General features: G+C 41.0%; 12 protein-coding genes. 2 read left to right on the forward strand and 10 right to left on the reverse strand.

The genetic code is table 11. From position 1 onward, the window contains the following. Positions 1-172: 172 nt before the first annotated feature. The 9 genes from UB32_RS00230 to UB32_RS00270 all read right to left on the reverse strand — a co-directional run bounded on the left by UB32_RS00230 (position 173) and on the right by UB32_RS00270 (position 8,966). On the reverse strand, positions 173-730 hold the full coding sequence (locus UB32_RS00230; RefSeq protein ID WP_241768388.1) for a hypothetical protein: 558 nt from the start codon (positions 728-730) through the stop codon (positions 173-175). 132 nt (positions 731-862) lie between these two features. Continuing rightward, a complete protein-coding gene (locus UB32_RS00235; RefSeq protein WP_044390208.1) occupies positions 863-1,216 on the reverse strand; it encodes an ASCH domain-containing protein in 354 nt (117 codons plus the stop codon). Between the two features lie 75 nt (positions 1,217-1,291). After that, a complete protein-coding gene (locus UB32_RS00240) occupies positions 1,292-1,798 on the reverse strand; it encodes a nucleoside deaminase (RefSeq protein ID WP_044390210.1) in 507 nt (168 codons plus the stop codon). 395 nt (positions 1,799-2,193) lie between these two features. After that, the gene (locus tag UB32_RS00245) at positions 2,194-3,378 is read right to left on the reverse strand and encodes an acetyl-CoA C-acetyltransferase (protein ID WP_044390233.1); all 1,185 of its coding nucleotides are present in this window, start codon (positions 3,376-3,378) and stop codon (positions 2,194-2,196) included. 62 nt (positions 3,379-3,440) lie between these two features. Further along, complete coding sequence (locus tag UB32_RS00250) at positions 3,441-4,883, reverse strand: GntP family permease (protein ID WP_044390212.1); 1,443 nt, start codon at positions 4,881-4,883, stop codon at positions 3,441-3,443. 34 nt (positions 4,884-4,917) lie between these two features. Further along, positions 4,918-6,510: an acyl CoA:acetate/3-ketoacid CoA transferase gene (locus UB32_RS00255; RefSeq protein WP_044390213.1), complete on the reverse strand. Its 1,593-nt coding sequence runs from the start codon at positions 6,508-6,510 to the stop codon at positions 4,918-4,920. 45 nt (positions 6,511-6,555) lie between these two features. After that, positions 6,556-7,281 (reverse strand): beta-ketoacyl-ACP reductase, encoded by a 726-nt coding sequence (locus tag UB32_RS00260; RefSeq protein ID WP_044390214.1) that lies wholly within the window; start codon positions 7,279-7,281, stop codon positions 6,556-6,558. 161 nt (positions 7,282-7,442) lie between these two features. After that, on the reverse strand, positions 7,443-8,330 hold the full coding sequence (locus tag UB32_RS00265; protein ID WP_052806883.1) for a LysR family transcriptional regulator: 888 nt from the start codon (positions 8,328-8,330) through the stop codon (positions 7,443-7,445). 120 nt (positions 8,331-8,450) lie between these two features. Further along, entirely contained in the window at positions 8,451-8,966 is a 516-nt protein-coding gene (locus UB32_RS00270; RefSeq protein WP_044390215.1) for a DoxX family membrane protein, read from the reverse strand. Between the two features lie 231 nt (positions 8,967-9,197). Here UB32_RS00270 and UB32_RS00275 point away from each other — a divergent pair, with 231 nt between their 5' ends. Beyond that, complete coding sequence (locus UB32_RS00275) at positions 9,198-9,650, forward strand: DinB family protein (protein ID WP_044390217.1); 453 nt, start codon at positions 9,198-9,200, stop codon at positions 9,648-9,650. An 80-nt stretch (positions 9,651-9,730) separates the two neighbouring features. On the opposite strand, the gene UB32_RS19155 is transcribed toward UB32_RS00275, so the two are convergent. Beyond that, positions 9,731-9,943: a methionine aminopeptidase gene (locus UB32_RS19155; protein WP_084221658.1), complete on the reverse strand. Its 213-nt coding sequence runs from the start codon at positions 9,941-9,943 to the stop codon at positions 9,731-9,733. A 291-nt stretch (positions 9,944-10,234) separates the two neighbouring features. Here UB32_RS19155 and UB32_RS00280 point away from each other — a divergent pair, with 291 nt between their 5' ends. After that, the gene (locus UB32_RS00280; protein ID WP_044390218.1) at positions 10,235-10,870 is read left to right on the forward strand and encodes an FMN-dependent NADH-azoreductase; all 636 of its coding nucleotides are present in this window, start codon (positions 10,235-10,237) and stop codon (positions 10,868-10,870) included. The last annotated feature ends 133 nt before the right edge of the window (positions 10,871-11,003 follow it).

Consider the following 11,003-nt stretch of genomic DNA (forward strand, 5'->3'; position numbering starts at 1 on the left):
GGAGAGAAAAATGCAAATAACACTGTAAATATCATGCTAAGTAGCATAGATATTTACAGTGAATTGGCAATATAAATGGTAAGTAAAAACGCTCAGATTTCTGAGCGTTTTTTGATGTAGTTTTTTACTATACTTATTGAGCTAACGCACCCGTTAGCTGAATAAGAATTATTTAGAAATCAATAGAATTTGCTATCTGAACGAGGATTTCGGGTGTCACTTTATCAGATACGTCTTCATCAATACTAAACACATATTGCCAATTATCTCGTTCAAAGACTAACAAATTAAAACCAAATTTCAGGTCATAAATATATGTTGCATTAGTTCCATTTTTTAACTTAAAGACTTTTGATTTATACTTTTTAAATGTGATTTTATGCTGAATAGGTCGAACATCTATTTTGAAATGATTATCAGGTAATTGGTCACTTATAAATTTAACTTCTAAAGTATCGTTTATCTCGCCATCAAGATTATTAAACCTACCAAAGTAATGAGTAAAGCTAATTGGTGGTACTCTTGTCGGTAACTCAAGTTCTTGGTTAATATGATGTTCAAAATCGTCTAATGCATCAGCTACTGATTTGTACCCTACTTCAGCAAATATTTTCTCAAAAGAAGGAGGAGTATCGTTTGGTTTTGCATATACGGTCCCATAATACAACCCACAAATTAGTATACTAAATAAAACAAATAGTAGAGGTTTACTTTTATCCAATTTTATCACCCTTTATTAATTTTAGGGTTAGTTTATCCTGTTCAGTTACAATCATTCCTTGTTCAACTAACCTGCTTCTTTAGTTCAATAAGGGCAGGCATTATTCCCTTGAAGTAAAGCACCCGTAAGCACAATAAAGACTTAAAAAATGGAATCGGAAAGATTGACCCAAATAACTGCACCCATAGGATGCTTATAAGGAATTGGCTCTTTATATATATTAGTTTTATCAAACACCCAAGCATACGTTCTTTTATAAGGTAATTGGGCGGAATCTTCACTCATAACACAGTGAAATTTTCTACTTGTTTGATAAACTTCCAAGGTCAACTCTTTACTATCAATGATATTCGCTTCACCAATCACCTTACCTGAACCACTCTTTATTAGAGCAACTGGACCCCTTATATTTGTGTTTGAACCCCTAATCTCCCATACTTTTTTTCCTTCTAAGATAAGTTCAATCCAAAGTGATTTTATAATTAAACCCTTCATATTGTTTCCTCTCTGTATTAAATATTGAAGTACATTTATTCAACTAACCTGCTCCGTTCATTGAATAAAGAAAATCTATTTTATTGCATTTCGTAAGTTTATAACATTATTTGGATTAATTGCCCATTTACTCATAAGATCTTTTTGCCTATTCTTTAAATCTTCATATGGTTCTTCAATCATTTCTACTAGATTAAACCTTTCATCAAAGACCTTTGAATCTTTTATTTTTTTATAACCACCAAATCCTAAGTCGTCATTTAGAAGCCAAACAACTCTTTTAATATTTGCAAATAAAATCCCACCCGTACACATAGGGCAAGGCTCTAAGGAAGTGTATATTGTGAATTTTTCTCTTTTTATTTTTGCATTAAATATTGCATTACCCGCATTTCTTATAGCATCAATTTCTGCGTGGGCAGTTACATCTTTTGCTGGATGTACTCTATTTCGTCCTGTTGAAATTAAATTAAAGTTTTCATCAACAATTACTGCCCCTACTGGGTATGTATTTTCCTTTAATGCTTGCTCTGCCTCTACCAATGCCATTTCTAAAAAAAGTCTATCTTTATCAATACTCATAATTCACCCTACCTCAAATATTTGATTTGTGTAATATTCTTGTTCAACTAACCTGCTCTTTAGTTTAAGAATAACTCTTCACAAACTCTCTCTATATTAACATAAAATTTCCATTTACTTCAAAAATAGTGTCCTGATTAGCACCAGTTTTAGCACTGATTTTAACAACATCGCATAAATTTATGTGATGTTGTTAATTTGCATGCGTATTTATGTGCTAATTAGTATGCTAAATCTGTTAAATCATTGATATAACAACAAAAAAGAGGACACCAATTCATATGCGAATGATGTCCTCAATTAGGTTGTTATTTAATGTTTTCTCCCCAGTAACCGAACCCGTTATGAATTGGCATCCGTCCTTTTTTAGGAATAAGAAAGTATAAAATTCTTAATTAAATATTTTCAATGATGGTTGCTACGCCCATTCCGCCGCCGATGCAGAGGGTGGCCAGACCGTATTTTTGTTCGCGTTTCTTCAGTTCATGAATTAGTGTGACGAGAATTCTTGCGCCGCTCGCACCAATTGGATGACCAAGTGCAATGGCACCGCCGTTGACATTGACATTGTCCTCGCTCATGCCCAGTTCCTTCATGACGGATAGAGCTTGTGCAGCAAATGCTTCATTTGCCTCAACTAAATCGATATCCGTTAACTCCATGTCAGCTTTCTTAAGAGCTTTCTTGACAGCCTGAACGGGTCCGATCCCCATGATGGACGGGTCAACGCCTGCGGATGCATTTGCCTTGATTGTTACTAGCGGAGTGATTCCTAGTTCTTTTGCCTTTTTGCCACTCATGACGACAACTGCAGCTGCACCATCATTGATTCCAGAAGCATTGGCAGCAGTGACTGTTCCGTCTTTCTTGAAGGCAGGCCTTAACTTGCTAATCTTCTCCAACGTACTGCCGAATTTAGGATGCTCATCCTGGTCGACGACGATAGGGTCACCTTTTCGCTGCTTTACTTCGATAGGGATAATTTCATCCTTAAAGCGCCCAGACGTTATTGCAGCTTCTGCCCTATTCTGGCTTTTGACTGAGAAAGTGTCCTGTTCGCTGCGGGAGATATCATACTTTTCGGCAAGATTTTCAGCAGTAATTCCCATATGATAATCATTGATTGCACATACGAGGCCATCGCTAAGCAAAGTATCTACAAGCTTTTGGTCGCCCATTTTAAAGCCTTCCCGGGCACCTTTGAGAACAAAAGGTGACAGGCTCATGTTTTCCATTCCGCCAGCGACGATGATGTCCGCTTCACCGGCTGCTATTGCCTGATATGCCAAGTGAACAGCTTTCAACCCTGATCCACAAAGTTTATTAATCGTCATCGATGGACATGTGTCAGGCAATCCCGCTCTTAATGCAGCCTGTCGAGCCGGATTTTGACCTAGTCCAGCCTGAAGGACATTTCCCATAATGACTTCATCGACCAAATCAGTGCTTACATTCGCTCTTTCCAATGCTGCTTTAATTGCAGCAGCTCCGAGGTCAACTGCAGCTACCTTCGACAAAGCCCCGCCAAACGTTCCAGTAGCTGTTCTTACCGCACTTGCAATCACTATTGTATTTTCCATTTTTCTTGCCCCTTCCGAATTGAAATTAGAAAGGAGGATCTGCTCCTCCTCTCCTGTTATCATTATACTAGTCCCGTTAACTTGTAAACTGCAATGATGAAGAACACAGCCAAAGTTTTTATGACAGTGATAGCGAAAATATCTTTGTAAGATTGCTTATGAGTCAATCCTGTAACTGCAAGCAATGTGATGACTGCTCCGTTGTGCGGGAGGGTATCCATTCCTCCAGACGCCATTGAAATGACCCGGTGCATAACCTCTGGGGGAATATTAAACTCATTGATTGCTTTCATATATGTTTCTGACATTGCACTCAAAGCAATTCCCATTCCGCCTGAAGCAGATCCAGTCACACCGGCAAGGGTAGTCGTCGTCACTGCTCCGTTAATCAGAGGATCTGTGAAAGTAGTAGAGATACCTTTGCTGACAACCGAGAAGCCAGGCAAAGAGGAAATAACGCCGCCAAAACCATATTCAGCTCCCGTGTTCATTGATGCAAGCAAGGCACCGCCAATTGCTGCGTTGATTCCAACTTTAAAGCCTCCGGTAACCTTTTTCCAGTTATAGAGAAGGGTAGCCAAGATTCCAAGGATTAAGGCTAGCTCAACGGACCAGATTCCGACCACTCCGGACATTTGGACTGTTCCGTATGATTCAAGGCCAATTTTGGAAAAATCAAAACCGTTCGGATACCATTTTGGCAGATTCACTGTGAAGAACTTGTTGGCAACTCCTACAAGGACCAATGGAACGAATGCCAAAACAGCTCTATAGGTGTTTGTTTTAGCTGACATATCAATGGTGCTGCCACCATCCTCCAGTGCATCAGCTTCCGCAGCAGCGGCAGATTCGGCATTATCCATTCCATAGAATCCTTCTCCTTGTCTGGCCGCTTTTTTCCGGAGCGTTTCCAGGTAGAGCATTCCTAATGTAAACACAAGAATTGCTCCAAGGATTCCAAGTACAGGTGCCGCGTAAATATCAGTACCAAAAAAGCTGGTTGGAATTACGTTTTGAATCTGTGGTGTTCCAGGAAGTGCATCCATTGTGAAGGTAAAAGCCCCAAGTGCAATGGTACCTGGGATTAATCTTTTCGGAATGTTCGCCTCTCGGAATAAATTTTTAGCAAATGGATAGATGGCGAAAACGACAACGAACAGGCTGACACCACTGTATGTTAAAATTGCGCCCATTAGAACAATGGCCAGGATAGCGCGCGTGCCGCCGACTAATTTAATGATGGATTTGGCGATTGACTCCGCTATCCCAGACATTTCAACGACTTTACCGAAAATCGCTCCCAGCAGGAATACCGGGAAGTAGCTCTTGATAAATCCGACCATTTTCTCCATGAAGATGTTGCTGAAAAAAGGAAGCACATGGCTTGGGTCCGTCAGCAGTACAGCCAAAAGGGCGGCAATTGGTGCAAAAAGGATAACAGAAAATCCTTTATAAGCCGTAAACATCAGTAAACCCAAGGCCAAAAGTATAATAAATAGTTCCATTGGAAAACTCCTCTCAAATACATCGTTTTTTTTATTAAATTGCTAGATTGTGAAAACCAGAAGTCGTGATATCTTTTAAACCCATTGGCTCATCGGTGAAAATCTTGCTGTCCATCAATTTTAAGCTTTTCGCAATCAATGGCCTGAATCCCATTTGGGACAGAACATCTTTTTCTAAATGGATGCCTGGGGCGATTTCTGTCAGTGTTAATCCCTCAGGAAAAAGTTCAAAGACGGCACGCTCGGTGATATAGATAACCTTTTTGCGATTTTCCCGTGCTACTTCTCCGCTGAACGTAATTTGTTCGACTTCTTCAATGAATTTCTTTGCTTTGCCTTCCTGGAGAATTTCCAGCTTCCCACTGCCTGTCGCTACCTTCAAGCTTCCGGCAGTGAACGTTCCGCAAAATGCAATCGTCCCAGCATTTTGGGTAATATTGATGAATCCGCCGCATCCGGCGATTTTAGGTCCGAACTTTGAAACATTAATATTTCCTTTTGTATCACATTGAGCGAGGCCAAGGAATGCGGCATCAATTCCACCGCCATCGTAATAGTCAAACATGTACGGCTGGTCAATGATGGCCTCTGGTCCGATCGAGCAGCCAAAGTCCAATCCGCCAGCAGCTGTGCCGCCAATCGCACCTGGTTCAAGCGTAGGAGTGAACAGATCATTCATTCCTTCTTCCTGCAGGACATTTGCGATAATTTCAGGAACACCAATTCCATAATTGATTACTTTAATATCTTCGTTCAATAGCATCGCGGCACGGCGGGCAATCACTTTGCGCTCGTTGAGTGGATATTTTTTTGTTGACTGCTTGTGAACGACATCGCTTCGGTAAAAGTCTTCGTTATGCTGCGTGCCAAAGGTTTGCATATGGTTTGCCAGGTTTTCCGCAATGACCACATAATCGACGAGTATCCCTGGTATAGCAACAAGCTTAGGGTCGATCGAACCATTTTTGACCATCTTTTCTACCTGGACAATTACTTTCCCGCCGCTGTTGCGTGCATTCATGGCAATGGAGAGGATTTCCAGGGTAAGCGGTTCCTTTTCGAAGCTGATATTCCCATTTTCATCAGCAACCGAACCTTTCAACAACGCGAAATCAAGTTTCTGAGTTTTATAGGCAAGATAGGGACTACCATCGAAATGTACCTTCTCGACTATTTGTTCGCTGGTGGTTTCATTCAGTTTGCCGCCATCAATATCCGGATCGACAAATGTTCCAAGGCCGACATGTGTAATAGTGCGCGGCTTACCAGCTGCTCCGTCACGGAACATTTGTGAAATTACACCTTGCGGCAGGTTATAGGCTTCGATTTTATTATTTACTACTAGTGGCTGGAACTTTGGAGCGAGACCCATATGTCCGCCAATGATTCTTTTTACTAATCCTTCATGGGCATAATGATTCATGCCGCGATCCACTCCATCACCATTCCCGGCTGCATAAACCAGGGTAAGGTTTTTAGGGGAGTGGTTTTCAAGGAATCTTTTTTCTACTTCTATATAAATCTCTTCTGCAACTCCTACGCCGATAAACCCGCCTAAGCCAACAACCGCATTGTCGGTAATCAGATTCGCTGCATCCTGTGATGAAATGATTTTAACAGAAGACATATTCAACACCTCATTGTCGTTTTCTCATTCTGTCTAAAAGTATGATTAAAGCCTTAAACCGCCATTTACTTCAAGAACGTGTCCATTAACATAGCTCGACTCGTCACTAGCTAGGAACAATACAGCATTCGCAATTTCCTGCGGCTGCCCAAGACGTCCGAGCGGAGTTTTATCCCTGATTGGCTGAAGGACTTTATCAGGTACAGTAGCCATCATTTCTGTTTCTACATAACCTGGTGCAATCGCATTGGAGCGTACTGCAGCACCTTTGCGCGTGAATTCTTTCGCCCATGTATAGGTCATGCCGATTACACCGGCTTTTGTGGCTGCATAATTCGTCTGGCCAACGTTTCCATAAACGCCAACAACGGAGGAAATGCTAATGATGGAGCCTTTGCCATTTTCCATCATGATTGGAGCGACTGCCTGAGTCAGGTTGAAGACACCTTTTAGATTCACATCTATAACTGCATCCCACATATCCTCCGTCATTTTTTGAATTAGCGCATCTCGAGTGATACCGGCATTATTTACAAGAACATCCACTTTCCCTACTTCATTTTTCACATTTTCGACAAATTTCGCTACCTGGTCACGATTCGTCACGTTTACTTGAACTTGCTGTACATTCGGCAAATCATATTCACCGATTCCCATATCGAGTGAATAGATGCGTCTAGCTCCCTCGCGAGAAAGCGTTTCCACAATCTGGCGACCAATGCCCCGTGCTCCTCCTGTGACAATGGCAACTTTATCTTCCATTCTGTTCATAATGTAAACCCCCTACGTAAATTAAAATGAGTACACTAATAATGTAAGCGGTAACACGAATAAAAGAAAATACATATAAATCATAGTATGAATAACTTTTGGTTATGGAATAAAAAAAGAGTGAAGGTTGGGGATCCTTGCACTCCTGCTGAAATACTGAACTATTGTTTTGCTATATTTTCTTTAATATATTCAATGAATTTCCTTGCGGCAAAAGAGACGTATCGCTGTTTTTTTACAATGACGGCAATCCGCCATTTCATTTCCGGATGATCGATTCGGATTTGCTTAATATTTTTGCTGTTGAATCTAGCGAGGATGGGCCGTGGCAAGATCGAAATTCCTTGGTTAAGACTGACCAACTCCGTAAGAAAGTCCCATTGCGAACTTTTAAAATAAATATTCGGTTCAAAGCCAGCTTCCCGGCACGCTTTAATGACATGATGGTGGAGAAGAAAGGTGTCATCCAGGAGAGCAAAGGTTTCATCCTTCAAATCCTCGAATACTACTGTCTCCTTTTCAGCCAGCGGATGATCGTTATGGACGATTAAAACAATCTCATCCACCGTTACAGGAATGTATTCAATTTGGTCAGAAAGCTTAGGCAAAATCACAAGCCCAAGGTCGACAAAGCCTTTTTCCACCATTTCATACACGGTCACAGCCCCGTTTTCAATGATCGAAAGATTGATACCAGGATATTTTTTTCTGAAATTTGCAATCAGTGGAGGGAAATAGCTTGTCCCGATGACAGGAGGAATGCCAACACTCACATTTCCGGTCCTTAAATTTTTAGTATCCTGAATCGCTTCCGTGATGGAATCCATCTCCAGGAGCAGTTTTTGACCCTCTTCGAAAAGCTTTTCTCCTACATCAGTTAATGCCATTTTATGCTCGGAACGATCAAAGAGCTGGACTCCGAGTTCCTCTTCCAGTTTTTTTATCATTTTGCTTAAAGCAGGCTGAGAGAGATGTAGATTCTTTGCTGCAACTGTAAAACTGTTATCCTTTGCGACTTGCACAAAATAAGCCAATTGCCGTGTATCCATCTTGACTCCTCCGTATCATTCCATGCTATCGTTATTGTACCATACGCTGTCCGCTGCTTTTAAAGAAAAAACAAAAAGCCCTCTGCCGGCTTGGCAGAGGGCTTTCTATATATGAAATGGTTAAACTGCTTTATGTGCTGCTTCTGGTGTTTGTTTGAAGACAGCCTTGCGAATGAAAGGAACGACCCAGCGGTCCAAGCCATATTTGCCAGCATTGAAGCCTGCAAACAGGAGGATAAATCCGAAGAAGATGTCCGTTGGGTTATGAGATACAGTGCCGGCCAGGAAGAAACTGAAGTTCATCACAAGCCCAAAGAACATTGCAGCAGTTGTTAAACAACCTAATATCAGTCCAAGACCGATAAGGAACTCTCCAAGCGGCACGATAAAGTTGAATAAATCAACGTTTGGAATTGCAAAGTTTTCCAAGAAATTAACATACCATCCATACACCATATGTCCATCTGGACCTTTCACTGGATTGGCGACAGCGCCTTTCAAAAATCCAGTTGCGTCAAAACCTTCACCAGTCAATTTTCCCCATCCGGCAGTCATCCAGTTGTAACCGAGCCAAACACGAATCACAGTCAACAGGCCAGCAGCAATATTGTTTTCTCTTAACCAATTAGCGAACATCTAAATCGCTTCCCTTCACAATATAATGATTACACTTATAAAATATCAAAGTAACGAAGGAAAATCTGTGAAAAAAGTGTGAAGACACACATCAGCCATAATGTTTTGAACAATTTTTGACAACCATTTCCCTTTTTGGATAAAATACCCTTAAGGGTATAAGGCTTTTTTCTTGTCAAGTAGATAAGGAATGGATAAAATAAACATTAAAAGCCAGGAAAGGGGAAAATAATGAGCGAACTATTGTTTAAACAATTTGCATTAACGAGACGAAATTTTTTGCAGGAGATAGAGGGATTAGACCCTGAGCAGGCGAGTTTTCAACCGGAGGGCTTCAATAATAATATCCACTGGAATACAGGCCATGTGCTGACGGTGACAGAACAGTTCATGATGGGTTATCCTAAAAAATCGAATCATCTTCCGGAAAATTACATAGAGCTTTTTGGCAAGGGCACACGCCCGTCAGACTGGACTGGAAATGTTCCATCCGTTGAGGAATTGGCTAACCAATTGAAAGCGCAGCTCGAAAGAATCAATGAGGTGCCGGCATCCATGCTCGATCAAAAACTGAAACAGCCTATTCTCGGACTGGAGACATTTGGGGAGCTAGCCAATATGGCCTTGTTCCACGAATCCTATCACCTAGGCCAAATTCATGCGATGAAAAAATTGGTGAAATAATCACAGTTAGGGCAGGGTCTGCTTTTTAGAATGTGAGAATTGTCCATAAAGAAAATGGCTCTGCTTATGCAGCGCCATTTTTAAGTTGTGCTCTCATCCCAATCAGAATATAATCCGCTCCCATTGCAACCTGGACATTCATACGGTGCCGTGTAATAAACAAATTCATTCGCGGAAAAAGCGTAGTAACCCTTGCCATGGCAGTCAGGGCATTTATTTTGATCCTTCATATTGGTCAGGTGGTTTTCGTATCTAGTATTTCTCCATTGATTAAGCGCATTGAATAAACTCAAAATCATACACCTCCAGTTCTATGCATAGTTTGGCGAAAATTACTTATTTTTATGTATAGTTTATGGAGAAATTTAGTTTTTGCCCCGGGTACGAGCACATAGTGTTACTGAAAAGGGTCTGGAAAAAAGCTATTCATAGAGAAAATAGGTAAAATTCCGAAAAAGGTCTTACTGAGCGAATTAATTGACCAGTATAAAAAGACGTATTAATATCTCGAAGTGGACTATTTTCATTTCGAGACATATTTTAATCGAAATGCCAAAAATAAGATAGATAGGTGGAATTACATCATGGCAAAAGTTTTATACATCACAGCACATCCACTGACTGAAGAACAGTCATTCAGTTTGTCAGCTGGCAAAGCCTTTATTAACACATACAAGGAACAAAATCAGCATGATGAAGTCTTTCATCTGGATCTATTCAAAGAAAACATCCCATACATTGATGCCGATGTTTTAGGCGGCTGGGGCAAACTGCAAAAAGGCACTGAATTATCCGCACTAACTGCAGAAGAACAGGCCAAAATCGGCCGTCTTGCAGAGCTGGTTGACCAGTTCACAGCAGCAGACAAATTTGTTTTCGTGACACCGCTATGGAACTTCTCATTCCCGCCAGTCATGAAAGCATACCTAGATGCAGTCGCAGTCACAGGCAAAACATTCAGATATACACAAGAAGGCCCTATTGGTTTAATGACCGATAAAAAAGCCCTTCACATCCAGGCTCGCGGCGGATATTACTCAGAAGGACCAGCTGCGGACATAGAAATGGGACACCGGTACATCGAAACAATCATGAACTTCTTCGGCGTACCATCAATTGAATCCCTGATTCTTGAAGGTCACAACGCAACCCCTGAAAAAGCACAGGAAATCAAAGAAAACGGAATTGCGCGTGCGAAGGATTTAGCCCATACATTCTAATAAAAGATTGACAAGAACAAGCTTAGACATCCAAAAACAAAAGTGTTGATAGTAACCAGAAAAAGCTGTGCAGATTCTCCTGTACAGCTTTTTCTCATTTAGGATGGTTTTCTATATAGACGGAACTAAAGAT

Source organism: Mesobacillus subterraneus, assembly GCF_000934845.1.
In the GTDB taxonomy this organism is placed as follows: Bacteria; Bacillota; Bacilli; order Bacillales; family Cytobacillaceae; genus Mesobacillus; species Mesobacillus stamsii.

What these genes read in the sequence shown, in the direction of transcription:
- UB32_RS00235 (WP_044390208.1), bottom strand. Translation starts at nt 1,216, where the DNA reads ATGAAGGGTTTAATTATAAAATCACTTTGGATTGAACTTATCTTAGAA.
- UB32_RS00280 (WP_044390218.1), top strand. Translation starts at nt 10,235, where the DNA reads ATGGCAAAAGTTTTATACATCACAGCACATCCACTGACTGAAGAACAG.
- UB32_RS00265 (WP_052806883.1), bottom strand. Translation starts at nt 8,330, where the DNA reads ATGGATACACGGCAATTGGCTTATTTTGTGCAAGTCGCAAAGGATAAC.
- UB32_RS00240 (WP_044390210.1), bottom strand. Translation starts at nt 1,798, where the DNA reads ATGAGTATTGATAAAGATAGACTTTTTTTAGAAATGGCATTGGTAGAG.
- UB32_RS00245 (WP_044390233.1), bottom strand. Translation starts at nt 3,378, where the DNA reads ATGGAAAATACAATAGTGATTGCAAGTGCGGTAAGAACAGCTACTGGA.
- UB32_RS00255 (WP_044390213.1), bottom strand. Translation starts at nt 6,510, where the DNA reads ATGTCTTCTGTTAAAATCATTTCATCACAGGATGCAGCGAATCTGATT.
- UB32_RS00275 (WP_044390217.1), top strand. Translation starts at nt 9,198, where the DNA reads ATGAGCGAACTATTGTTTAAACAATTTGCATTAACGAGACGAAATTTT.
- UB32_RS00270 (WP_044390215.1), bottom strand. Translation starts at nt 8,966, where the DNA reads ATGTTCGCTAATTGGTTAAGAGAAAACAATATTGCTGCTGGCCTGTTG.
- UB32_RS00260 (WP_044390214.1), bottom strand. Translation starts at nt 7,281, where the DNA reads ATGAACAGAATGGAAGATAAAGTTGCCATTGTCACAGGAGGAGCACGG.
- UB32_RS00250 (WP_044390212.1), bottom strand. Translation starts at nt 4,883, where the DNA reads ATGGAACTATTTATTATACTTTTGGCCTTGGGTTTACTGATGTTTACG.